This window comes from Muricauda brasiliensis (assembly GCF_003057865.1).
Taxonomy (GTDB): domain Bacteria; phylum Bacteroidota; class Bacteroidia; order Flavobacteriales; family Flavobacteriaceae; genus Flagellimonas; species Flagellimonas chongwuensis.
This window is the reverse complement of sequence record NZ_QBTW01000018.1, coordinates 15,598-39,716: the sequence shown is the minus strand read 5'-3', so window position 1 is coordinate 39,716 and position 24,119 is coordinate 15,598. Positions and strand designations below refer to the sequence as shown.

The window sequence follows — 24,119 nt, the reverse complement described above, 5'->3', positions numbered from 1 at the left end:
TCTATTTTTGAAAATAAAGGAAGGGGAATTGTTTTCAAGATACTAATAATCAGTGAAATGAATATATTTTTTGACCTTAAAAAAAAACTAATGATTTTCTATACTTACGAAGTGTGATGTTGAATGGCAAAGGTAAAGAATGTACGGTTGAAGGGTTAAGGGTAAAGCTTTTACTTTTCTTCTTTTTGCTCGTTCGCCTTTTTCTGCACATTTTTAAACTCGATATCATCGTCTATGATGCCTTTGAACGCCTTGATCCAGGCATTTTTAAAGATGTTGGTCACGGTGGGCCATGTTTTGGTCTTAACGTTCTTTAGATCTCCCTCAATGGGCACCTTGGTGGCGAGCGTATTTTCCTTGTGGTTTTTTAGGATAAACTTAAAAAAGCCCACAAAGCCTTCCCACAGGATTTCCAAAAAGGCATCTTCCTTGCCAATGAGCTTGGCATCTTTGATAATGGGTTTTATATAGCCTTTCAGGTAGCCATCGGCTATGGCCATTTCGCTATACAGGTTAAAATTGCCCTTGTCAAAATCGAGTCCTGCGTAGTGGTTCGTAAAATCGTTGAGGGATGTGGCGTTGGCATTCTCCAACGTCAGGGAAAGGTCCATATCGGGAATCTGCTTTACCAAATCCATTTGACCTTCCAAATGCAGGTCGCCACCACCAATACTTACCGCATCGGCAGATAGGTTGCTGGGCAATCGCGCTTCTTTCCGGACCACATTGCGAAGGTTGATTGCATAGAGCTCCAAGTTTTCCAGATGTAGGTCAATGTTGGGGTCGGCTGTCAACTGTACAAAGGCAACCTTGCCGTTGTGTATTTCCAGCTTGTTGATGTCGATGGGTACCAAATCGGTAAGTGCCTTGGACCAATCCTCCACATCGGCATCTTCGGGCGTTGCCTTTTGTTGGTCCTCGAACACATAAATCATCTCGGGGCGCGTCATGTTGATTTCGCTCACCACTTTTCCCTTTAAAAGGGAACTCCACTCTATGGAAATATTGGTTTTTTCAAAATGGAGAAAGGGAATTTGGGAGCCCGCGTTTACCTTGTTCAAATACAGTTGATGAATGGTGTAGGCGCCCGTAATCAAAGAGAGGTCAATATCCTCCACATGGCCATAGTGGCCGGGAATATCGGCCAAAACCTTGTTCACATAGTTTTTTACAATGTAGGGAAGTGCAATCCGGAGACCTATCAGCAAAATGAGAATGATCAAAGGGACCAGGTACCGCTTCCGTTTGTATATTTTCTTTTTGGCCATCCTATTTGTCACGTTTTTTACCGCGGCCGGTCATGGTGGACACCAAGCCTTCCTTTAGGTTGATCCATAAATAATTGAAGAAGGATTTATCTTGATTTCGACTTACTTTGAAATTTCCATATCGGAAACCGTCTTCATCGGTCTTGTCGCCCTTGTTGGCAAACAGGTTTACTACTGCGGTCAGTAATTTGTTTACGCCCAGGCGGTCTTTTTTTAGGACAATGAATTCAAAATCCTCATATTTCATCTTCATATCGCCTTGGGACTCGAGTTCATTTCCGCTAATGGTAAAATAGAGTTGTTGCACGTTGCCTTTGACCTCTGCCCCTAAATTGGATTTTAAAAATGGATTAATGCTCTGGGACTGGAAATTGGACAGAGAACCTTTTACCACAAAGTTATTGGCCTTGCTTTGGGGGTCAAAAGACCAATCCAAGGTAAAGGGACCATTGTCCATAAGTTTGGCATTGATATCAATATCCATATTGCCCTGACCACGACTGTGCAGGTTGCCAATGGTAGCATCAATATTGGTGAATATTAGATTGTTGGGCTCTATATCTTCCTTAACTCGTTCTTCGTAACCTATTTTTCCATTTAAAATTTGGACCGAATCCACTTGAAGGTCCAATGGTAGGTTTCTAAGCGCTTGGTTGTACATTTTTTTGTGCGTGGTATCGTCCGGCAATAGCTTATCCCGATAGACATAAAAAACAGGATGCTTTAGCTGCATTTCTTCCAAATGGAAATAGGGGAGCTGTTTTTCAATATCAAAATCCCAGTTTTTCAGTGCAATTGTATCAATGGTAAGATCATAATGATCGTGCTCCACGGCAAGTCTTCGCGAGAGTTCGGACTTAGAGTACTTGGTACGCAGTACAAATTGTTGAAAACCGCCACTGTCCGGAGTCAATTGCATTTTCTGGAACTCAATAAATTCAAGGGGGCTCATGTTGAAATAGCCTCTTTCGGTGTTCAATTTGTAACCCCCGTAGGCAAAGGGAATTTTTTCTTTGGCCGTGTTTTCGTCAAAATGGATATCGGATAGGTCAAAGTTAATTCCCCGAACAGTAGTGGTACTGTCGCCATCCTTGTTCAGCATTTGAAAGCGTCCGTTTTTAATACGAAAGTTTTCTACTTTATATTTTTTCTTAGGACCTACTGTTTTCTTTTTCGAAGTAGTATCCCGCTCTTTTTGACGATACACAATATTTGGTGATACCAAATCGAGTTCACCTATGGTTACGTCCCCATTTTGAAGCAGAGGCCAATATTCCAGCCCTGATATGGTAATGGATTCTGCCTTAAAATCCATGGAGTTGTCCGGGTCGTTGCCACTAATTTGGGTCAGACTGATTTTCCCCGAAAACACATTAGTGCTGATATCACCATAGGTGAAGTTGAGTTTTTTTGGGATCTTTTCATTCAGGATAGTCTTTACTTTGCTGGAGAAAAACAATTGTGCCGCAACTGAGGCCAAAATCAATACTAAAACGATTCCGACCCCAATTTTTAAAATGCGTGATTTTTTGTTTTGCGGCATATATGTGTTAATGGTGTGTTTATAACATGTGGGAGGGGGAGTGGAACTCTAGCCTTCCTGTTCTTCCTCTTCTTCTTCCAAAAAGGGCACTACCTCGGAAGGTGTATCAATTTGAATTGCTTTGTCGCCATTTACAATAATGGGCTGCGTTACCACTTTGGGGTTATTTTCCAAGACCTTCAACCAATCGTCCTCGCGTTGTAAATCAGGGTTTTCCCCATATTCTTTAATAAAATCGGCGTGATCGGTATTGATCAGTCCCTTAATGGGCTTGTTCAATAATTCGGCTATTTCTGCCCATTGGGTAGCCGTAACCTTTGTTTTGCAAAGGTCTATGTTCAGCACCTCTTTATTGCTGGATTTAAGGTACGCAAATGTTTGTTGTCCTTTATTGGTATCGCCATTATAGAACAATTGTATTTTTCTGTTATCTGTTGCTATTACTCCCATGTCGTCCTTCATTATGATGTGTTTTAGAATAAAGTAACCGCTTTTTGATGTTTTGCCTTAACGCTATCGATTTTTTTAGTGTCGTAAAAGAGGATAAAAAAAGCGGGGCCAAAAGCCCCGCTCCTCACACAAACTAACTCAAACCGAACCACTCAGGATGATGGGATAACAAAAGGTATGGTGGGTCGAGTTATGAGCATCTGAATAAATGAATTGTTATAAACGTTCGTAGGTAAACTGGTAATGTCCTCTTTCCCCTTCGGCACTGGTGAAGGCGGTAAAGTCGAACTTATAATAGTTACCGTCCACATCTTTAAGTATGTAGTACACATTTTCATTGATCGTACCGTTAAAGGCATCTCTCCAACCACTTCCAACAACGGCTCTGTTATCGTAAACAAAGGAAGATTCATCTACGTCGGCCATTGCAAAGTTGGCGTAGGTAGGTACTCCCTCTTCAATGGTTACTTGATAAAGCCCTGTTCCTCCTAAAGTATTGTGCAGTACATAATCGGAATAGGTTAGTCCAGCCACTAAACCTTGGGAGCTTCCGTAGTAAGAGAATACTCCGCTCAAGTTGATGTCCCACTGTTCTTTGGTGGGCTCCACGCTTACGGTTTCGCCGTTGGTCAAACTAAAAGCGGTAAGGTTGTACGCATCATTTTTGGCAACGGTTACTTCATTGTACGACTCGGTTTCGGCCAAATCTGCATATTGAACGGTGTAACTATTGCCATCGCTCAATACCCTGACCTTCATGTAACCTCTGGGGTCACCAGTGGTCTCAATGCTTCCCACGTCTTCAGCGGGTCCTGGTATTTCAAATCCCAAGCTAACGATGTACACGTAATTTTCTTCCGCTGTGGTGGACACTTCCGAAAAGGCGGTTCCTTCCAAAGTTCCTTCGGCATTATCGGTAAAGGAAATACCTTCATCCAAATTTCCATACTGGTAATAGCTCACGGGCAGACCTTCCAAAAGTTCGGATACGGTACTCACGGTAACGGCTTCTGGCTGGAACATGGCATTTAATCCGTTCAATTCCATTGGGGCGGGCAGGTCGCTGGCCTCGGTAATGGACAAAAGGTCGGTTTCCCCTGTGATTTCAACAGCAGATACGGCCAAGGCAGGATTCAAGAATACGCGGTTTTCCGTTTCATTGAAGAATGCGATTTCCCAAGTGTCACGTTGAACCGCGGTCTGGGTCGCGGAACTAAAATCAAAATAGACTTGGTTGGGCATGTTGGAGCCTCCGTTTTCCGAATCGATGACCCCACTGGTAGCGGCAACGGCTGTGTAACTTACCAAAGTGGACGCTGTAGAGCCTTGTGACCAGTCGGTTTGGTCGAAGCTTTCTATGGAGAACGTTACAGATTTTGAGGATCCCTCGATGGCATTGGACAATTTGTTGAAAGTAAACGAAGCATTTCGGTCACCTGCTGCCACAGAGATAGCAATGGTACCCGATTCACCATTGGGCAATGTCGTAAAATCGGTTCCGTACTCGGCATTGGCACCCGTATAGGTCAGGTTGATGGTCCCCGCCTCGGATGCAGGCCTCGAAAAACTTAAGGTAATCTCTTTTGAAGTGTCCTCTTCTGTGGTGCCAACGGTTTCACTGCTAAAGTTTACTGTAAAGTCTATGAGGTCTTCGCCTTCATCATCGCTACAAGAACTGATGATAAGAAGGAGTGCGATTGCTTTTAAAAGGATAGTTTTTTTCATTGGTTTTAATTAAAATTTAGATTGTATAATAGTTTTAGGTAATATGATCTTCCATTGCCGAACAAACGACTTGGAGCTCCACCGCTCCCGTGGGCCCCGGTGGGTGTATCCGAGGCATTCACCCGAACAATATCGAAGATGTTCCGTGCGCCTAGCGTTAGGCTTAAATCTTTGGTTATGTTGGTACGTGCCGAAGCATCCATCCAAGTAAAATCGTCCGTTTGGCCTACAACAGAGCCATCCGTACCACTGAGTACAACTTGGGACCTGCCAGTGTATTTTAATTGTGCGGACAATGCGGTGTTGATGGAAGGAATGCTATAACTTAAAGCGGATTGCAGATTGAAACTCCATAAAAAGTCACTGCTTATTCCTTCGGAGGCATCTATTGTAGTGGACTCTCCCATGTAGGTCATGCCCAAGGAAGCTTGCCAACGGTTCATCATAAGAGAGTTCTCCAATGAAAAACCCAAGATTTGGGAACGGTCCACATTGTCAAAAGTGAACAGGTTACGGTCTTGGTCGTCGGTGCTTATAATGGAGGCAATCTTACCGTCAATATCAAAATAGAAGGTTTTTAGAGCGGTTTTGAGCATGCTGCTATCGGACAATCGGAATTTTTCCTCCACATTTAAGAATACGGAAAGGCCATCTTCGGGGTCAAGATTGGGGTTCCCTTGTACATTATGGTTGGAATCCACGAAATAGAAGAAGAGCTCCTCAAAATTGGGTGCCCTAAAGGCAGACCCGAATACGGCTTTTACCTTGAATGTATTACTGAAGTCGTAGGTAGAGGAGAGGGACCATATTAATTTGTTTCCGAATTGGGAGTTGTTGGTAAACCTAGCTCCAGGAAACAAGGAAAACCGGTCGTTGATATTAAAATCCATTACTCCAAAAAAGTCATAGTTTTCCAATGTGTTTTCCACCACATCGCTGGAGTATTCACCAGTGGCGATGGCATCAAAACCCGTTTGGTGGTTGAACTCGTATCCCAATTGCAGGTTGAAGAAATCCGTATCGGGAACCATGTTGCTCACGAAGCCTTTGGAGTACCAAATTTCACTGGATTGGCTTAAATCGTCTGAGTTGACAGATTCTATGCCCTGTTGCAAAATGTTGTACACAAATTGCTTGTAATACCGTTTTTGGGTTTGATGGGACAACGAGAGGTTGTAGACCGTAGAGCCTTTTAAAGGCCCTGAGATGTTGAGGTTGTTCATCACCCTTTCTGTATCGAAATTTTGGTCCAAGGCGGTCGGGTTCGGCATGCCTGTATTGCTATCCAACCTACCGTTCACAAAATGGTTGTATACCGGAACGGATTCATCGTAATATTGAATTTTATAAAAGATGTTGTGTTTTCCAATGGATGTATTCAAGTTTCCGTAGGCGGTCAATTGTTCTTTCGGGTTCCATTCCATACCACGAAGGCTGTCGTTCACCACGGCATTATCCTGAATATTGACATAGTTTTTTCCTTGGTAGCCGTTAAAAAAACCAGCATTGTCGTTCCGGGAACCCCCGATGGCAACACTGGTCTTATCACTCAATTTATGGCTAAGTTTTACGTTTTGGATGTGTCGACCTTCATCAAATAGGGCATACTCGCTACCTACGGTTTCTTCCTGCACCGATAGTTGCAATTGCCATTTGTGATTGTTTTCCAATCCTCGCTTCGTTACAATATTGATAACACCGGCAACGGCATTGTCTCCATAGAGAACACCCATGGAACCTTCCACAATTTCAATACGCTCCACATCTTCAAGGTTTATCTGGGTGATATCTATATTGTTGCCCATTCCGTTGTCACTGGCCATGGGGATACCGTCAATAAGCACCTTTACATATTGTCCATCGAGCCCGAACATACTTATGGTGGAACGCCCTGTGGACGGATTCGGTGTAACGGTGATGTTGAGGTTGTAATTAAGTATGTCCGCTAAATTGTTTCCAGCAACCTTGGCAATGTCCTGTTGGTCAATGGTACCGACCGAGAACAATTTCTTGCTCAGGGACATCACTTTGCTTTCTCCGGTCAATACAACTTCGTCCAATTGCTGCATGGACAATGAGTCTTTTTCTTGTTTTTTAGATTCCTGCGCGAGTCCTATTACAGAAAAAAAGAAGGTTAAAAATAAGAGGTTGGTATTTTTATTTAGACTCATTCTATTTAATTTGATGACAAATATATATTTTATTTTTATTCAATCTAAATAAGTTTAGTATTTTTGACCAGAACATTTTTAAAACAATCTAACACACACCAATATGAAGAAATCAATCCTGCCTTTGTTGTTTTTAGCCTTTTCAACAACTTTGGCCACATCACAAGAAAAAAAGCAACTGGACCGCGAAGCCATTTTGGATATGTGCGGCTGCTACGAGGTAAGTTTTAAATACACGGAGACCTTTGCTCCGGAAATTGATTATGAGAAACACCTTGACTACACATCAAAAGCATTGGAGCTTGCGTTGCCCATAGTGGACGAGGACAATAAAATTTCATTGCAACACTTGCTGGTATTGAACGATACCATGGTAATCAAACACTGGAGACAGGATTGGTTGTACGAGAACCAGAAAATTTTCCATTACGATAAGGACAACAATTGGGTTTTCTCTCAGCTGCCTGCCGACCAAGTGAAGGGGCAGTGGACCCAAAAAGTATACCAGGTGGATGATAGTCCCAGGTATGCAGGTTCTTCCACTTGGGTGCATTTTGATGGAAAACATTATTGGGAAAACCAAAGTGATTCGCCACTACCGCGGAGGGAGTATTCCAAAAGGAGCGATTACAATGTCATGAGCAGGGGAAATCGTCAAGAAATCACACCTTATGGATGGATACACGAGCAAGATAATGATAAAATTATCCGTAAAGATAATCAGGATGATGTGTTGCTCGCCCAAGAAAAAGGATACAATACGTATGTGAAAGTAGCAGATGAAAGATGCAAGGCCGCAACCGATTGGTGGGCAAAGCACAAAGATTTCTGGGCCGTGGCTCGCGATGCTTGGGAAGACATTTATGAGAGGGAAGGAGACCTTACTTTGCTAAAGCAAGTTGATGGACAACCTATGTTTATGCAGTTTTATGAGCTGGAGGCCGCTAATGCGAATAAAGATGAAATTTTAGAGTTGATCAACAAATTTGTGACGGATAATGCTTCTAAGGGGAATGCAGGCAAGTAAGTTTAAGAGACATAATGCGGTAGTGATTCTAATCACGTTCTTATTTTTTGGGTTTAAATCGGAAAAGATATCGCCAAAGCTTCAAGAAAAGATTGACAGCGCCATACAGGGAACTTTTGAGGTGGAGGAATTCACTATGGAAAGAATCGAAGTCCCATCTGATTTGAATAAGCAAACTCCATCTGAAATGGGAGGAGAAAACCTTTTTAAAATCACTTCTTTGGGGAAAGAGCTGGGGTACATTTATGTGGGAGTCGCTCCCAGTTTAAAGAAAACCTTTGACTACGTGGTTTTACTCAATCCTGACTTGAACATAAAAAAATCCAAAATATTAATTTACCGTGAAGACCATGGGCGTCAAGTGGGAAGCCAACGTTGGCTAAAACAGTTCATTGGAAGAAAATCCGGTGAAAAATTGGTTTACGGAGAAGATATTGATGGAATATCTGGGGCTACGGTATCTGCAAAATCCATGACGCTTGCCGTAAGCAATGTATTGGAAAGTTTACAGGTTTTAAAAAATGCGAACGTTTTTTAAGCAAGTGTTTCGATTTAATTAGTAGCAGAAAAGGCCATTCTTTAATAGGATGGCTTTTTCGTTTTTTGGGGGGGTTATAGCTGTTCTGCGAGGTACATGTAGCACATTCCCGAAAGTATGGCGAGACCAAAGCTCAATAGTGTCCCGATAAGGACATATTCGGTGAGCTTACGGTTTTTGCCCTTGTTGAGGTCACCAAAACGGAACACGGATTTTGCAGCTATCAACAGGCCGATGGCGGCCCATTGTTGCATCAAGATAAAGCCGAACACAAATATCCTTTCCAGCATACCGATATAGGTTCCTGCATTTTTAAGCGAACCCCCTTCTGTATCTGCATCGTCTTTGGCGACCTCATCAATATAAGGGGCCAACAACATGCGCATTACAATACCGGACACATAGGTCACAAATACCAGAAAAGTAATCAGCAGCAAGGTTTTTTCGGTAAACAAGGTGCTAAAATCCAAAGGAAACGGCGATATCCAATACAGTACACCGGCAAGGACCAGAAGATGCAATACTTGATCTAAGATGAATAGCCAGCGATAGTTTTTGGGATTGGTAAGTGATAATTTGCCCAAGTCGATGAGGAAATGTGTCGCTACAATTATAATGATTGGGACAATATGCTGAAACTGTAGTATAATCAACAGCGCCAGTAGATGTACCCCCACATGAAAATATAGATATTTGGACCGTCCCTTTTTCTCCAATTTATCCTCGACCCAATGTGCTGGTTGAAGGACAAAGTCTCCAATAAAGTGGGCAAGTATAAGTTTTAGGGCCAAAAGCATCATAATTGGGCGAGTTGTGCTTTGTAAAAATGGATCATTTTTTTGACTTCATCAAATCCTGCCTTGTTCAATTCTTCACTGATGTTCCCTTGTGATTTGTTGAGTAGCGATGCCAGTTCTTTTTGATTCATTTCTGGATTGTCCATTGCGCATTGCACAGTTCTGGAGATTGCGGGCGTCCAATCGTCCATGGTAAGAAGGGCCAATTCCAGTAGTAGATTAATGTGCTCATCAAACTTCTCGTTAGGAGTTTTAATGCCCAGATTCTGTTTTTTGAGGTTCTCGAAACGCTCTCCGGAGTTTATAAAGGCGGTGCCGTTGGATTCCGTGATTTTTGGTGAATCATAATTTTTTTCGCCCAAGCCTATGGATATCCTTACATCCAACTGGCGAACTTGTTTGATGCTCGCCTTAATATAGATAGCAGCTTCCAAGGCATTTTCTGGTGAGGTCTGCAGTTGAAAACTGTCACCGCGATAAATTTCCCAATCCTTGGGTTCTTTACCGTATTTGGCCAAGGCTTCCTTTAATAAGGGCATCCATTTGTTGGCCTTGTGTTCCGAGGAGTTTTTAATGTCCCCTGTGAGTATCGCTATCATGATGACAAATATCTGCTTATTAGTAGATATTCAAATATATCTGTAAAATAGCAGATAAAAAAATATATCTGTAAAATAGTAGATAATATGAGTTGTTGTTTTAAGAAAGATAATACTCAATGGTATGGGAACTTTTCCCTGAAATTTGGAGTCAATGATCCCAAATCCCAGGATAGCAGGCAAGTTTCCACATATTCCCGCAGCCATTGGGTTCCTGTAATATAGGTATATGCCTGTTCTTTCTTAAAAATAATTTTTTCGGGGAAGCCTCCCTCTTCATCAGGAAAAATAAATTTTTCCATATAATAAGAGGCGTCTTCGTCTTGGAATTGAGAGAGTTCATATTTGCTCAAAGTTCCTTCAAAAACGAATAAATAAATCCCACCACTTTGATCACCATCATAGTTGGGATGATAATTTACGTACAGTATACCGTCCAAGTTATGCAGACCTCTACTGCCATAGGCTTCAATACTGATATCAGAATTGGAAAGTGGGATTTTTTCTTCACGTAGCGAGCCAAGATAAATACTTCTTATGTTTAAGAATAGTGCTTCATTTTCCTTGGAAAAGTTGAAAAAATAATTGGTGCCATCAATTGTTTGTCGACTAAGAGAAAAAAGTCCTCCAAGGATGTAACCGTTCACGCCTTTGTAATTTACTTTATAAAAAGGAGATTCCAGACCATTATAGCGTTCTGTGGAATCAGTAGTTTCAATAATTTCTACTGCATCTCCCATTTTTAGTAAATCCAACACCTCAGAATCGATTTTAGGTTGAGACCGAGACTTTACATTGTCTCCGAACATATATAGGATATCTCCTTTTTGAAAATAGCATCCATCTTCCCAAGGACAAAATGAGCGATCTTGCGCAAAATTTAAGTTGATAATACAGGAAAAAAATAGAACCGAAAGATAAAAACTCGCCCTCAACATATAGATTGTTATTAAATTAAAAACAATTCTAGGGAGGTTAAAACATTGCGATTGGTTAGAGAATAAATTTTCGCAACGTACCTAGGCAAATTGATTCTGATAAATATAATAAAAAAAGAAACCGCGACCATGGCTGGCGCGGCTTCTTAAATCAACAAAAAACACTATCATCTTCTCCTTCTTTCCTGCATTTTTTTCTTGCCATGCATTTTTTTGCGATTGGAGAACTTTTTCCAAGTCTCATACTGTTCTGTGTCCAGTATCGTTCTCATTTTTTCATGCATTGCGATTTGACGGTCCAAACGTGCGTTTTCCATTTCAAATCTTTCTTCGGGAGTGGGTTTTTCCCATTCGCCACTCTCTTTCGCCGCTTTCATCTCTGCCCATTTTTCCTTTCTAAACTGGGCCTTTTCCAAATTGATTTTGTAGACTTGGTCTTTTTGGTTTTCGGTTAGATCCAATGCCAAGGTCATATGTTTTGTTTGCAATGTGGCCATTTGTTCCGCGGTCATGTCCATTTTTGGACCTTTGCGCATTTTGGGGCCATCATGTCTTTGGGCGGCCATGCTCACTGTTGTCAGCATAACCAATAAAATTGCTAATTGCTTCATATCGTTCAATTTTTAATGATTTGTTTCTTGGACATCTACTTGGTCCAAAAGGTTTAATCATCAAGAAATAGTTTGTGAAGCTTTTAACAGTAAAAAAAGGTGTGTTGTGAAAATTACTTGAGCTCTTCCTCTGGGGTTGTTTTTTCAGAATCATCGATATACTCATCTGCATCTTCGAAATGAGTCTCAACGTAAGTTTTGGAATTTAAATCATCTTTAAATTTATCGTGTTCCTCAATCAAATAGTAGGAAGTAGCGGCTGCCACGAAACAGGAAAAGTAGATTAAGCTTTTTGTCTTGTAGTTCATGAATGTGAGATTTGGATTACTAAAGTAGTGAAAACAACTGGCAATCTCACGTATATGTTGTGAAAGGACTGCTAAGGGATGCGTACTTAAAAAAAAGCAAGGTGTGATCGATGAACAGCAACGATCACACCTTGTTGGTGTTTTATCTATTTAAAAATACCTATTTCGCAGGTTCCAAAATTAGGTCGATACGCTCCATTGCATCTTGCAAATGGTAACGGCTCATGGTATCCGAAATTCTTGCAAGGCCGCCTCTAATATCGCTTTTAAGATTGTTGAGTTCGGCACGTGCCACAGAACGAATATCTGACTGGCTTGTATTGATAGGTGTCGATTTCCTATAACCACCAAAATCAGGTTGTTTACTTTGACTGTCAGCGGTCATCAAGTATTCCAATCGGTCGATATGCGCCTTTTGAAGGTTTCTACGGTAGGTGTCAATGGTTTTGCCACTGCGTGTCTCCGACCAAATCCCTCTGCGAAGGTCGCGCATCATCTCTACCAATCCGTAAGCTTCATCGCCGTTCAAGGTTTCATTTTCGATGATTCGGGCCAATTTCCCCAAATGCAACATGGTGTTCAAGTAACGTTCTTGTGTGGCTCGAATTCGCTCTATGGAACCGGAATATTGTATCTTATTTAAAATATTTTGGTCTATCAACCACTCTGGGGTCTCAAAGAGTTGTTCTTGCATAAACTCCATGGCGTCCTTTTGATGTTCTTTGCTCACATAGGTGTACACTGCACCTTCTTGATCTGCAGTTTTGTGGTATTCATAAACACCTCCAATGTTATTGGATACGTGCCCCATATATCTGCTGAACTGCGCTACTACGTGGCCATACATGGTTTCAAGGTCATCATAGTTTTCACCATCTTCCGTGGTCCATTGCATTAGGTTGGGAACAATTCGCTTCAGGTTCTCTATACCATATAAGCTAGCTTTGATGGCATCATCGCCCAAATCCTCTGTTTGCGAGCTTGGGTCATGGATATCGCCTACCTGTTGGTGACCAAATCGGTACATAGGGTCTCCGGCATGTTCCAAAATCCAACTGTTCAAAATTGGTTTTTCTTCTTTGGCCGTTTTGTCCAAAATAGGCTTATATCCCCATTTGATAGCATACTTGTCATAAATACCGATGTTTGGCATCAAAGCAACACCTTCGTCACCTGGTTGGGCAACATAATTGAAGCGGGCATAATCCATAATGGATGGAGCCGTTCCATATTTTTGGGTGAAACTTGCAGAGCGTAAGGAATCAACGGGGTAAGCAACACTACTCCCCATGTTGTGCGGTAATCCAAGTGTATGTCCAACTTCGTGGGATGATACAAATCGTATCAAGCGCCCCATAATCTCTTCTTTGAACTGTGTTTTTTGTGCTTCAGGGTTAATGGCTGCCGTTTGAACAAAATACCATCCACGTAACAGGCTCATCACATTGTGGTACCAGTTAATGTCCGATTCCAAAATTTCACCGCTCCTTGGGTCGCTTACGTGCGGACCATTGGCGTTTGGAATAGGAGAGGCCAAATAACGAACCACAGAATACCTAACATCCTCGGGAGACCACTCTGGGTCTTCTTCAACCGATGGAGGGTCTTTGGCCAGAATGGCGTTTTTAAAACCGGCGGCCTCAAAGGCTACCTGCCAATCTTCAATACCTTGTTTAATATAAGGAACCCATTCTTTGGGTGTGGCCCTGTCCACGTAATACACAATCGGTTTTTTAGGCTCTACCAACTCACCGGCCTTGTATTTTGCAATGTCCTCTTCCTTTACCTCGAGTCTCCAGCGATCTAGGTAAGTAACCGTCTTGCTTTCCTGTGCCTCAAGTCCGTAATCTACTTGTCCTCTCGCAAACCATCCTACACGTCTGTCAAAATAACGGCGTTTCATGGGTTCTTTGGGCAATAAAATCATAGAGTTATTGATCTCCAAAGAAATAGACCCTAAACTTGAGTTGCTTGGCGGTTCGTTGGATAAGTATGTTTTTACGTGTCTCGCCTCTATGTTCAAAGGATAACTTTTGATGGATTCGATATAGCTACGGTCTCCATCCATTCTTGTTACTTTGTATCTTTTTCGGTACCCATCAGGAAAGCCAAGGGCCTTTACATCATCAGTAAACATAGGGTCGATTTCGATTACCGTTGCAGGGTTCAAAGAATCTTTTTTGTTGATGGCCTTGATATCGAAAGAAAAAAGCACGGGTTCAAAGTTCGAGTTTACCACTGCTTCGTGCACCGGAAGGGAATCTGCTGCTACATTTTCATAAGAGGCAACTCGTACCAATACCTTTTTGTCCTTTTTTTCCCAGCGTAGTACCTGTGTATTGATTTTTCCTCCACCAAAACCGATGCCTGTTGCCGTTTTGGAGATACGGCTCACCATTAGCATTTCACGATTGAAAAGGGAATCTGGAATTTCGTAGTAATGTTTGTCATCTACAGTATGCACACGGAAGAGACCTTCGTCGGTCTTTGCATCTTTGGTGATGACCTTATCATAAGGTTTTATATCACCCGGTTTAGATTTGTCTTCCTTTTTTTGTTCGGTCTGTTTCTTTTTCTTTTTGAAAAGTTGGGCGTCAATGTTTTGAACGGTGCCCAATAAAATAAAGACTACAAGTAGTCGAGGTAGTAAATTTTTGATCATTATATGTCCGTTTGAATAACTATGAAGATTCAAAGAACCTAAAAATCATGAGATTTAACTGTTAAATAAATATTAACGGCTGTTTTTTTAACGCTATGTCTCAACCTTTGGGAATCCTGCCTTTTACTGAGGGTTTGGAGGAAATTGCCCCGTATAACTGGGCTTAACGGGTGTTTGGAATTTGTGAAAATTTCCTAAAGACTGTAACATTTTAGATTTTGGTCAGTCTTATAAGCATATCATCAATCACAAAATTCAATCAAAAAATGAACAAGTTATTATTAATTTATGGTAGTGTATTATTGAGTAGTACAGCCATAGCCAACGACCAACAAAATACCAAGGTTGTCCAGGTACAATCTGAGACACCGGGTAGTTTAGAGAACAGTTTAACCACGTTGAGCATCAGTGCTGAGTTAAACAATTCAACTTCAGAAATGGCAGATTATGCCTGGTATGAATTGAATTTAAATGAAATAGTGTATTTGGAGGAAGAGCCAGAGGTACATCTAGGTTTTGATACCGCGGATTATCTTCCAGAAGGTTTTAACCCCTACAAAAGCTATTTTGATTTGAATTCCATCATATATCTCGAAAATAATGTTGATTCTTCTTTGGGTTTTGATGTCCAAAAGTACTTGCCGGAGAATTTCAACCCTTACACGGATGTGGTGGATGTACATTCCATCAACTATATGGAGGAAGAGGATATGGATCTAGGTTTTGATACCAAGGATTACTTGCCAGAAGGCTTTTCTCCTTACGAGATGTACGTGGATTTAAAGTTGATTTCTTACTTGGAGGAAGAAACCGAACTGGTATTGGGAATCAATAGCGAGTATTTGTTGCCAGAAGGTTTTGATCCTTACACGGATGTAATAGCCATTACTTCGGTAAACTACATGGAGGAAGAAGATATGGAATTGGGGTTTGATACCTCCAAGTATCTCCCTGAAAATTTTGATCCATACTCAGGATCAATGCAGTAAAATGTTCTCATTTTACAACTTATTTGAGTTAGCTATGAAAACCCCTCAATTGAGGGGTTTTTGTTTTGACAAGACCTTTCTTTTGTTAAGAAAATCTAATAAGTGACTGGTTAACAAAAAAATAACACCAGTATATATGGCATTGGTATTTGTAGCAAAATAGCTGTTATTGTAAGGATAATTCAGTCATTTGGATGTTTTGATAAAATTACTTCAGCAAATGGCGAAAACTGTAAAAATGGATAGACCCTTTAGATTCTTATTGTGACGTTAACAAAAGACTAATTATAATAATCTTCACAAAAAAGGGTTATAACTTTGTGCCTAACAAAGAGTTACGCTTCGCTTGTCAAGAGTTGAAGCGTTAGTTAAGTTAGTTTCTTACATTTTTTTGAGTTAGTTAGTTTGTGAAAATGCCCTTCCGCCCGGAGGGGCATTTTTAGTTTAGAACAGCAACGGAATCACAAACTGGAAAACCAAAATAAGTAAAACAACTGCTATCAGATTCAGAATAACACCGACCCGTGCCATTTCTGGAATTTTCACATAGCCACTGGCAAATACAATAGCGTTGGGCGGTGTTGCCATGGGCAGCATAAATGCACAACTACTGGCAATGGTTACAGGGATCAATAAGTAAAGCATCGGAACATCGAGGCCAATGGCAATACCCGCCACTACTGGAGCCAATACCGCAACCAATGCTACATTGCTCATCAGTTCTGTCATAAAAAGCATTAAGAATATCAATAATGCAGCGGTGAACAAAACACTTATTTCGCTCTGTGCTATGGCGTTGGCTACCATATCCACAATACCACTGGTCGACATCCCTTGTGCTAAAGCGAGCCCTCCACCAAAAAGGATTAGAATTCCCCATGCCAGTTTGGAAGTATCTTTCCAAGTAATGATAAAATCCCCCTTTTTCATATTATATGGAATGGCAAAAAGGGCGATTGCTGCAAAAATACTTATCATGGTATCTGTAAGCCCCAAGCTTGGAAAGATGCTATTGATCAAGGTCCTGAAAATCCACAGGAAAACCGTTACACCAAAAATCACCAACACCATTTTTTCCTTACCAGTTGTAGGTCCTAATTTATGTAGCTCAGTTTGTATAACTTCTTTGGATGCATTGAATTTTAAATCTTTGTTGGGGAACATCCATTTTACTAGGACCAAATAGCAAATTCCTATCATAATGATGGAGAAAGGCAAACCTATGGTCATCCATTTTAAGAAGGAGATTTCCGTATTGTATTCGTTTTCCAATAGTCCTATTAAAACAGAGTTCGGTGGTGTCCCGATTACCGTGGCAATGCCACCTGCATTGGCAGAAAAGGCGATGCCGAGCATCACGCAAAGCGCAAAATTCTGATCGTTCTTGGTAAAACCATCCTCGTCATTGATCAATAGGTTAATTACGGAAACGGCTATGGGCAACATCACCACGGTGCTTGCCGTGTTGCTGATCCACATGCTCAAAGTGGCCGTGGCGATCATAAAACCTAAAATTACCTTGTTCGGTGTGGTTCCGGTGAGTCTGATAATATTTAGGGCTATTCTACGGTGCAAGTTTACCTTTTCAAGGGCAAGGGCCATAACAAAACCTCCAAAGAAGAGGAATACAATGGGACTTCCATAATTGGCACCAACCTCTGCAATGGGCAGAATCTTTAAAATAGGTAACAAAAGTAAGGGTAGGAGTGCGGTAACAGAAATAGAGACAGCTTCGGTGATCCACCATGTCAGCATCCATGCCGCTACTGAAATTACAGGGTCGCCTTTTTCTGAGACCATTTCAAAAGGCAACAAGTTCAATACAAGAAAGATAACCGGTCCAAGGACCAGCCCAATTTTTTTGCTTAGTTCCATCGGGGTTCTAAGCTATGCTTTTTTGTTAAAAGATAAAAATAAAGAAGCCCCTTGCCGGGGCTTCCAAATAAATTAATAAAAGAAAATTGTATTTATTTGATTTTGAATGTCAGTCGACCGAAAACGTATCTTCCGTTCTGGCCGAACTGTACAGAACGTCTTGAATAAATGAATCTGCCTTCGGAACGAAAAGCGGGATCGTTCTCATCTGGATAAACATCCAAAAGGTTGTTTGCACCAATGGTTAGTTTGGCACTATCCGTAAAATTGTAACCGATGGTTAAATCGGTCACTATTTTTGCACCAAATGTGTAATCAATAGTAGGGTCAACTTCATTGGTAGCTTCCCTAACTTCACCAAAATAACCGTTTCTTAAAAAGAAACTCCAATTATCCCCAACTTTTAGATTGTGAGACAGGTTCCCCTTTGTGGTGGGAACGGCTGATTCCAAATAGATTCTGCTTGTTGGGTCGAAATAGGTGTCGCTCAGCCCTGCATCGGCAATTGCCTCGGGAACTTTCACCTTTTCAACGGTTGTTTCGGATACTGTCATGGCCAACGTATTGGTCAGGGAAACATTGTCCGAAATGTTCGCTTTATGGTCTAAAACAAAATCCAAACCTTTGGTTTGTGTATCCACCGAGTTTGCAAAGAAAGCAGCCTGTGTGGCATTGGCCTGTTGGAACAGGTTTGCCAATTCGGCATTGCCGTTATCGCCAAACTGTCCGGTGAGGATTACTCGATCATCGATATTGATGAGGAATCCGTCCAAAGTAAACTTTAGGTTGGCACTGGGCACCCTTGCCGTAAATCCGGCCGTTGCACCTACCGATGTTTCCTCTTTCAAAGGTTCTATACCCAACAGTCGGGCAACCCTTGAAGTGTTTGCAAAAGTGCCAACTTCTTGAGGACCATCCTCATCGAATATTGTTGATACAGAATTAAAATGTATTTGATGTAATGACGGAGCCCTAAAGCCCGTTTGTCCACCTCCTCTAAAGTTAAAGTTTTCGGAAATTTTCAATCGTGTGGCCACCTTAAAGTTCAAGGTTCCCCCAAAATCGGAGAAGTTTTCATACCTGACCGCTCCACTGAGCAAAATGGATTCGGTAAAATCAGCTTCCACATCAAAATAGCCTGCAATGGTGTTTCTGAAGGCATTGACTTCATTTTCTGGTTTGAAGCCTGGAAAAACTTGAATCCCACTATCTCTAGTGTTTCCAAAAAAGTCAGTAGGTACCATTGAATCTGGATCGGTGGGATCGTGTGGAACACCCAAGGTGTTGTACTGTGTATAGGAGATTTCCTCTCCTGCAATAATTCCATAATTTTCTACACGGTATTCCGCGCCAAACGCAATATTCAATCCTGCCATGGTATCTTCATAAAATCGGCTCATGTCAAAATTGGTGGTGTTTTCGCTATAGTTGAACCCACCCGAATTTGCTTCAAATGGAGTTGCATTTTCCATGGAGGCATTGTTGGAGTTGGTCACATGATACATAAACTCATTCTTTCCGTAGGAATTACTAAAGTCAACGTTCCAATCGCCTATCATTCCTTTGATTCCGAATGCAGCGGATTTATCCACAATATTGGAATTGATTTCTGGCAAAAAGCCGTTGGGATAAGCAGGGGAGTAGGTGCGCGACTGGTTGGGCAAGCGGTAAAAACCACCGGCATTACCATTTTTAAAGCTCAATCCGCCAAATCCATAAATCTCCAAGTTTTCATCTAACGGAATGGAGAGGTTGGCAAAGAACTGTGCGCCTCTGAGTTTGGATTGACCGACTCTCATGTTGAAATCGCTCCGCTGCAGACCTCTTGCCAATAATTCTGATTCGGTTACATCAGCGCTCAAGATGTCTTGAAGTTGCTCTTTGGTTTCATCCCCATTCAGGGCAATTCCAGCAGCTGATGCATATTGGAATATATCGGCCAAATCATCGTCAAGTAATAGGGATGTATCGTAATTATCGGCCGCCGCGACTCTTTCAATGGAATTATAGCTATTAAAAATCGACCCTTCCCATTCCTGCATACGGTTGGTCCATCCGCGGTGGTTAAAATTACCGGTAAAGTTGATAAAACCACCATCTTTTCCAATAGGCAATCCGTAGTTAAGCCCCAGACTTACTTTTTCACCATCGATTTTCTTTTGTGGACTGTGATCGCTGGTAAAATGGGCTCCGGTGTTAACATCTACCTGCAATTCGTTCACGGTATTCTTCAAAACAATATTGATGACCCCTGCAATGGCATCGGAACCGTACTGCGCAGCAGCACCGTCGCGAAGAATTTCTATTCTGGAGATGGAGTTGGAAGGAATCGTGGTCATGTCCGTTCCAACACTTCCACGGCCAAATGTTCCGTTTACGTTGACCAACCCTGTTTTGTGCCTTCTTTTTCCGTTGATGAGTACCAAAACCTGATCAGGGCCAAGTCCGCGCAATGAAGCGGGGGCAATATGGTCTGTACCGTCGGAAATAGTCTGTGGGTTAGATGTGAAGGATGGTGCCGCATAATTCAGGATTTCGGTTACGGTAACCTGAGGGGCAGATTGTACCAATTCTGTAACATCCAGCACATCTACGGGCACTGGCGAGTCGGTAGAGGTTCGGTTGGCGTTTCTGGATCCAACAACTACAACATTTTCCAGTTCGAGTCCGGCTTGTAGTGTAACGTCCAAAGTACTGCCGGTTACGGTCGCTTCTTGTGTGTTGAATCCAACGTAGGAGAATACGAGGACATCCCCGGTGCTAGCTTCGATTGAATAGTTGCCATCAAAGTCGGTGATGGCTCCCGCGGTTGTTCCTTTAACTTGGACCGAGGCTCCCGGTAAGGGTACATTTTGGTCGTCATAAACGGTTCCTGTTACCTCTTGTGCCATTCCGGTAAACGATACCAACAGCACGAAAAGGAATGCTAATTTCATTCTTCTCATATAAGTAGATTTTAGTAAGATTAGTGGGGTAAGCTGCTGGAAATCTTCTTCCGTTAGGGATGAAAATCGGGGTAAGATAGAAATTTTTTTAAAAACGAAACCCCTGAGCCGGTTTTGAGGCTCAGGGGTTTATATTTAGTAAGGATAAGATTTTATGCTATCCCGTATATTTTACCAAAAGATTATTTTCGGTTTTTTCCACTTTGATAAGTCCGTGTTTGGTAAGACCCTTAGTGCTCTTGTCCCATTTTTTACCACTTAAGTCAGCCTTTTCTTTAAGGTCGGACAAAGACATTTCACCAACGGGTTTTATAATGTCCACAATAATTTTTTCCTCTTCGGTCAACTCTACTTTTTTCTTCTCGGGACGCATTTGCGGGAAGAACAATACTTCTTGGATAGAGGAGTTGTTCGTCATCAACATCACCAAACGATCTATTCCAATACCGATTCCCGAAGTCGGTGGCATTCCGTATTCCAAAGCACGCAAGAAATCCTGGTCGATGAACATGGCTTCGTCATCCCCTTTTTCGGAGAGTTTCAGCTGATCTTCAAAACGTTCGCGTTGGTCAATGGGGTCGTTGAGCTCGGAGTAGGCATTGGCCAATTCCTTACCGTTTACCATCAATTCAAAACGCTCGGTAAGTCTTGGGTTACTCCGATGTTCCTTGGTCAATGGGCTCATTTCCTTCGGATAATCAATAATGAAAGTTGGCTGGATGTAGTGGTGCTCACATTTTTCACCAAAGATTTCATCAATCAATTTACCTACGCCCATGGTATCATCCACTTCGATGCCCAATTTTTTTGCCACTTCGCGTAGCTCGTCCTCTTCCATGCCGGAAACATCATAGCCTGTATGGATTTTAATGGCTTCCAAAATGGGAACCCTTGGGTAAGGAGCCTTGAATTCAATTTCGTGATTACCCACTTTTACTTTGGAACTTCCTGTGGCATCTACGGCCACTTTTTCCAAAAGTTCTTCGGTGGTGTCCATCATCCAGTTGTAATCCTTGTAGGCTACATAGAGTTCCATTACGGTAAACTCTGGATTGTGGGTGCGGTCCATTCCCTCGTTACGGAAATCTTTTGCAAACTCGTACACACCGTCAAATCCACCGACAATCAATCTTTTTAGATAGAGTTCGTTGGCGATTCGCAGGTACAAGGGCACATTCAAAGCATTGTGGTGTGTTAAGAACGGCCGAGCGGCCGCTCCACCTGGAATGGGTTGTAATATCGGTGTTTCCACCTCCAAGTATCCTTTTTGGTTGTAGAATTCCCGTATACTGGTGGTAATCTTTGTTCTTTTGATGAAGGTGTCCTTAACGTGCGGGTTTACTACCAAATCCACATACCGCTGGCGGTAGCGTAGTTCCGGGTCGTTGAAAGCATCGTATACTTTTCCTTCGTCGTTTACCTTTGGTAAGGGCAATGGCCTTAAACTTTTGCTCAACAGCGAGAAGTTTTTCACCATTACGGTTTTCTCACCGACTTGTGTTTTGAACAGCTCTCCTTCAATACCGATAATGTCCCCGATGTCCAACAATTTTTTGTACACATCGTTGTACAAAGTTTTATCATCATCCGGGCAAATTTCGTCACGGTTAAAGTAGACCTGAATGCGTCCTTCGCTGTCCTGAAGTTCGGCAAAGGAAGCCTTTCCTTGAATTCTGCGCGACATCAATCTACCGGAAATAACCACTTTCTTTCCTTCTTCAAAATCATTCTTGATGCTCTTGGAGGTGGCATCAACAGGATACAGTGCTGCGGGATATGGGTCGATGCCCATTTCCCTGAGTTTGGTCAATTTTTCCCTTCGAACGATCTCTTGTTCCGATAGTTGCATAGTCTGTAAAAAATTTAAAGCGCAAAATTACACTTTTGCGCTTTAAATCCTTGCCTTGTCCAAACTTAATATGCATAATTGGGCACATAGTTCTTTTTGAACATGATTTGGGCAATATCTTCTTCCAAAGTTTCCAGTGGACTTTCCACAATTCGGTTGATTTCTTCTCCGTCTTTAAAAAAGATGATAGTGGGCACTTTTATAATGTTCAAACCCTTTTCTTCGCCTGTGGGACTGGTTTTGTATAATCCTTTGCGGTAATCCAGCGCCACAATTTCCAGTTGGTCCATGGGAAAGTCGGCAGCTGTCAATATTTTAATGAATTTGGGACTTTCTCGCTTACTGTCGCCACACCAAGTTCCCAAAAATAGTTTGATGTCGTATTCCGCCAATTTCTCTTTGAAAAGTGCAACCATGGTTTCATCTGGATAGTAGTTTTCATATCTGTTCTGGAACCAATTGACGTAGGGCTCGGATTGCAGACCTTCCAAATTGATTTGCCCGACCAAGAATTGTTGTCCATTTTCCGTTTTGATTTCTTTGTTGAATTCTTGGGCAGAAGCACAGGTAATGCATAGCATGAGGAATGCGAATAAAAGATGTTTCATGATTTTATGTGATTTATGGTTTGAAGGACAAATTCACTAAAATCAATGGCTGAACGAACTTTTCTGCGTTGGATATGGGTACTAGACCGGGGGTTGAATTTTACTTTTTGAAAAGGAGCGCCATCTCGTCACGCGAGGTTACATCCAATTTTTTATAGAGATTGTTGATGTGCGTCTTTATGGTACTAACGCTAACGAAAAGCTCCGAGGCAATTTCTTTATTGGTCTTGTTTTGTAAAATCAAATTGACGATTTTTTGCTCTTGGGGAGTCAGTTTTTCAAGTAATTCTGAGGTGCTGTCCTTTTTTCGTTTACCAAGAAAGAATAGGAAATTGCCCAATAGCGATACTGCCAAAAGTGCGATAATGGTCCGGTTCCATTTAGAGGATTGTGGACGGCTGAAACTCGCCAAATCTTCGTCTGTGGTTATTTCGGCTTGGTACTGTTGGGTAAACTCGGCTTCGGGATAGGTGTTTGATAATCGTTCAGACAAATTATCGTAGTAATCGTTTATGGTCAGGTCTTCCAGATAAAATCGAAAAGTTTCGTTCCTTTTGTCCGACAAGAAATCGTAAATGTAAAGTTCTGCAAGAGGTTCGTTTACTTCTTTGCCAAAGTTGTGCAGGGTCTGGAACCATTTGTCCAGATTCAATTTTTTATTGGCCTCGCTAGGATAATCGGCAAAATCGTATGCCATATGTTCCTTTAAACCATCAATTTCCAATAAGAGCCCGGATTTTGGGTTAGTGGACGTTATGGTGCATAGCGATTGGTCTTCAAAAGAGGTGGGAAAGCTAACGGTATCTTTATTATTGGCGATAAACAACACATTTTTACTGTTGTTGCATCGGCCCAAAAAGTGATTACTGCCCGTATTGTCCGAACAGCCATCCAAATGAATACGATAGATACGGTTTTGGTCATTAAGGTTGTTGCCCTCAAAGGAAAAATGACCCAAAGAGTCCACTTCTGATTTTTGCACGATTTGATCCAAGTAAACTCGTCCAGATTTACGATAATCCTCAACCAATGACAGATAAATGGAATTACCATTGTTCTCTGCGGAAACTTGGCCCGAAAAATGATATTGTCCAAAAAGGACAGTTGACTGAGCTAAAAGTAGAATTAGGACTAAAAACCGCATTTTTTAACCGATTTTGGCTAAAAATAGTGCTTTTCTGTAACAAAGCATGTATTTAGGCTACCTATAAGTATC

The 24,119-nt window shown here is 41.7% G+C and carries 19 protein-coding genes; 3 read left to right on the top strand and 16 right to left on the bottom strand.

Going from position 1 to position 24,119, the window contains the following annotated elements; genetic code table 11:
• Positions 1-170 precede the first annotated feature (170 nt).
• From DCK90_RS14235 to DCK90_RS14215, 5 genes are all read right to left on the bottom strand, one after another.
• Positions 171-1,268: a DUF748 domain-containing protein gene (locus DCK90_RS14235; protein WP_108246876.1), complete on the bottom strand. Its 1,098-nt coding sequence runs from the start codon at positions 1,266-1,268 to the stop codon at positions 171-173.
• A gap of 1 nt (position 1,269) precedes the next feature.
• Entirely contained in the window at positions 1,270-2,811 is a 1,542-nt protein-coding gene (locus tag DCK90_RS14230) for an AsmA family protein (protein ID WP_108246875.1), read from the bottom strand.
• A gap of 48 nt (positions 2,812-2,859) precedes the next feature.
• Positions 2,860-3,273: an arsenate reductase family protein gene (locus DCK90_RS14225; protein WP_229418430.1), complete on the bottom strand. Its 414-nt coding sequence runs from the start codon at positions 3,271-3,273 to the stop codon at positions 2,860-2,862.
• 204 nt (positions 3,274-3,477) lie between these two features.
• Positions 3,478-4,986, bottom strand: coding sequence for an HmuY family protein (locus DCK90_RS14220; protein ID WP_108246874.1), 1,509 nt, complete (start codon positions 4,984-4,986; stop codon positions 3,478-3,480).
• A 5-nt stretch (positions 4,987-4,991) separates the two neighbouring features.
• On the bottom strand, positions 4,992-7,157 hold the full coding sequence (locus DCK90_RS14215) for a TonB-dependent receptor plug domain-containing protein (RefSeq protein ID WP_108246873.1): 2,166 nt from the start codon (positions 7,155-7,157) through the stop codon (positions 4,992-4,994).
• Between the two features lie 103 nt (positions 7,158-7,260).
• Between DCK90_RS14215 and DCK90_RS14210 the strand changes: the two genes are divergently transcribed.
• Positions 7,261-8,184: a DUF6607 family protein gene (locus DCK90_RS14210; RefSeq protein WP_108246872.1), complete on the top strand. Its 924-nt coding sequence runs from the start codon at positions 7,261-7,263 to the stop codon at positions 8,182-8,184.
• Positions 8,171-8,722: an FMN-binding protein gene (locus DCK90_RS14205; protein WP_159075853.1), complete on the top strand. Its 552-nt coding sequence runs from the start codon at positions 8,171-8,173 to the stop codon at positions 8,720-8,722. The genes DCK90_RS14210 and DCK90_RS14205 overlap by 14 nt, the downstream gene beginning before the upstream one ends.
• A 74-nt stretch (positions 8,723-8,796) precedes the next feature.
• Here DCK90_RS14205 and DCK90_RS14200 read toward each other — a convergent pair whose 3' ends face one another.
• From DCK90_RS14200 to DCK90_RS14175, 6 genes are all read right to left on the bottom strand, one after another.
• On the bottom strand, positions 8,797-9,522 hold the full coding sequence (locus tag DCK90_RS14200; RefSeq protein WP_108246870.1) for a DUF3307 domain-containing protein: 726 nt from the start codon (positions 9,520-9,522) through the stop codon (positions 8,797-8,799).
• Complete coding sequence (locus DCK90_RS14195; RefSeq protein ID WP_108246869.1) at positions 9,519-10,118, bottom strand: transcriptional regulator; 600 nt, start codon at positions 10,116-10,118, stop codon at positions 9,519-9,521. The genes DCK90_RS14200 and DCK90_RS14195 overlap by 4 nt, the downstream gene beginning before the upstream one ends.
• Before the next feature lie 116 nt (positions 10,119-10,234).
• Positions 10,235-10,927, bottom strand: coding sequence for an SH3 domain-containing protein (locus tag DCK90_RS14190; protein WP_159075852.1), 693 nt, complete (start codon positions 10,925-10,927; stop codon positions 10,235-10,237).
• Positions 10,928-11,223: 296 nt separating this feature from the next.
• The gene (locus tag DCK90_RS14185; protein ID WP_159075851.1) at positions 11,224-11,667 is read right to left on the bottom strand and encodes a hypothetical protein; all 444 of its coding nucleotides are present in this window, start codon (positions 11,665-11,667) and stop codon (positions 11,224-11,226) included.
• A 113-nt stretch (positions 11,668-11,780) separates the two neighbouring features.
• Positions 11,781-11,975, bottom strand: coding sequence for a hypothetical protein (locus DCK90_RS14180; protein WP_108246866.1), 195 nt, complete (start codon positions 11,973-11,975; stop codon positions 11,781-11,783).
• Positions 11,976-12,135: 160 nt separating this feature from the next.
• Positions 12,136-14,637 carry a zinc-dependent metalloprotease gene (locus DCK90_RS14175; RefSeq protein ID WP_108246865.1) on the bottom strand — a complete coding sequence of 834 codons (2,502 nt, stop codon included), beginning with the start codon at positions 14,635-14,637 and terminating at the stop codon, positions 12,136-12,138.
• Between the two features lie 266 nt (positions 14,638-14,903).
• Between DCK90_RS14175 and DCK90_RS14170 the strand changes: the two genes are divergently transcribed.
• The gene (locus DCK90_RS14170; protein ID WP_108246864.1) at positions 14,904-15,626 is read left to right on the top strand and encodes a hypothetical protein; all 723 of its coding nucleotides are present in this window, start codon (positions 14,904-14,906) and stop codon (positions 15,624-15,626) included.
• Between the two features lie 444 nt (positions 15,627-16,070).
• Here DCK90_RS14170 and DCK90_RS14165 read toward each other — a convergent pair whose 3' ends face one another.
• From DCK90_RS14165 to DCK90_RS14145, 5 genes are all read right to left on the bottom strand, one after another.
• On the bottom strand, positions 16,071-17,501 hold the full coding sequence (locus DCK90_RS14165) for an SLC13 family permease (protein WP_108246863.1): 1,431 nt from the start codon (positions 17,499-17,501) through the stop codon (positions 16,071-16,073).
• 92 nt (positions 17,502-17,593) lie between these two features.
• A complete protein-coding gene (locus DCK90_RS14160) occupies positions 17,594-20,446 on the bottom strand; it encodes a TonB-dependent receptor (RefSeq protein ID WP_108246862.1) in 2,853 nt (950 codons plus the stop codon).
• Positions 20,447-20,603: 157 nt separating this feature from the next.
• Positions 20,604-22,295, bottom strand: coding sequence for a lysine--tRNA ligase (lysS, locus tag DCK90_RS14155; protein WP_108246861.1), 1,692 nt, complete (start codon positions 22,293-22,295; stop codon positions 20,604-20,606).
• A 65-nt stretch (positions 22,296-22,360) separates the two neighbouring features.
• The gene (locus DCK90_RS14150) at positions 22,361-22,903 is read right to left on the bottom strand and encodes a thioredoxin family protein (protein WP_108246860.1); all 543 of its coding nucleotides are present in this window, start codon (positions 22,901-22,903) and stop codon (positions 22,361-22,363) included.
• A 100-nt stretch (positions 22,904-23,003) separates the two neighbouring features.
• Complete coding sequence (locus tag DCK90_RS14145) at positions 23,004-24,047, bottom strand: response regulator transcription factor (RefSeq protein ID WP_108246859.1); 1,044 nt, start codon at positions 24,045-24,047, stop codon at positions 23,004-23,006.
• Positions 24,048-24,119 lie beyond the last annotated feature (72 nt).

Bases quoted from the DNA above. Each gene is read 5' to 3' on its own strand.
- DCK90_RS14215 (WP_108246873.1), bottom strand. From the start codon at position 7,157: ATGAGTCTAAATAAAAATACCAACCTCTTATTTTTAACCTTCTTTTTT.
- DCK90_RS14180 (WP_108246866.1), bottom strand. From the start codon at position 11,975: ATGAACTACAAGACAAAAAGCTTAATCTACTTTTCCTGTTTCGTGGCA.
- lysS (WP_108246861.1), bottom strand. From the start codon at position 22,295: ATGCAACTATCGGAACAAGAGATCGTTCGAAGGGAAAAATTGACCAAA.
- DCK90_RS14210 (WP_108246872.1), top strand. From the start codon at position 7,261: ATGAAGAAATCAATCCTGCCTTTGTTGTTTTTAGCCTTTTCAACAACT.
- DCK90_RS14165 (WP_108246863.1), bottom strand. From the start codon at position 17,501: ATGGAACTAAGCAAAAAAATTGGGCTGGTCCTTGGACCGGTTATCTTT.
- DCK90_RS14170 (WP_108246864.1), top strand. From the start codon at position 14,904: ATGAACAAGTTATTATTAATTTATGGTAGTGTATTATTGAGTAGTACA.
- DCK90_RS14190 (WP_159075852.1), bottom strand. From the start codon at position 10,927: ATGTTCGGAGACAATGTAAAGTCTCGGTCTCAACCTAAAATCGATTCT.
- DCK90_RS14200 (WP_108246870.1), bottom strand. From the start codon at position 9,522: ATGATGCTTTTGGCCCTAAAACTTATACTTGCCCACTTTATTGGAGAC.
- DCK90_RS14160 (WP_108246862.1), bottom strand. From the start codon at position 20,446: ATGAGAAGAATGAAATTAGCATTCCTTTTCGTGCTGTTGGTATCGTTT.
- DCK90_RS14230 (WP_108246875.1), bottom strand. From the start codon at position 2,811: ATGCCGCAAAACAAAAAATCACGCATTTTAAAAATTGGGGTCGGAATC.
- DCK90_RS14220 (WP_108246874.1), bottom strand. From the start codon at position 4,986: ATGAAAAAAACTATCCTTTTAAAAGCAATCGCACTCCTTCTTATCATC.
- DCK90_RS14205 (WP_159075853.1), top strand. From the start codon at position 8,171: ATGCAGGCAAGTAAGTTTAAGAGACATAATGCGGTAGTGATTCTAATC.
- DCK90_RS14225 (WP_229418430.1), bottom strand. From the start codon at position 3,273: ATGAAGGACGACATGGGAGTAATAGCAACAGATAACAGAAAAATACAA.
- DCK90_RS14175 (WP_108246865.1), bottom strand. From the start codon at position 14,637: ATGATCAAAAATTTACTACCTCGACTACTTGTAGTCTTTATTTTATTG.
- DCK90_RS14185 (WP_159075851.1), bottom strand. From the start codon at position 11,667: ATGAAGCAATTAGCAATTTTATTGGTTATGCTGACAACAGTGAGCATG.
- DCK90_RS14195 (WP_108246869.1), bottom strand. From the start codon at position 10,118: ATGATAGCGATACTCACAGGGGACATTAAAAACTCCTCGGAACACAAG.
- DCK90_RS14235 (WP_108246876.1), bottom strand. From the start codon at position 1,268: ATGGCCAAAAAGAAAATATACAAACGGAAGCGGTACCTGGTCCCTTTG.
- DCK90_RS14150 (WP_108246860.1), bottom strand. From the start codon at position 22,903: ATGAAACATCTTTTATTCGCATTCCTCATGCTATGCATTACCTGTGCT.
- DCK90_RS14145 (WP_108246859.1), bottom strand. From the start codon at position 24,047: ATGCGGTTTTTAGTCCTAATTCTACTTTTAGCTCAGTCAACTGTCCTT.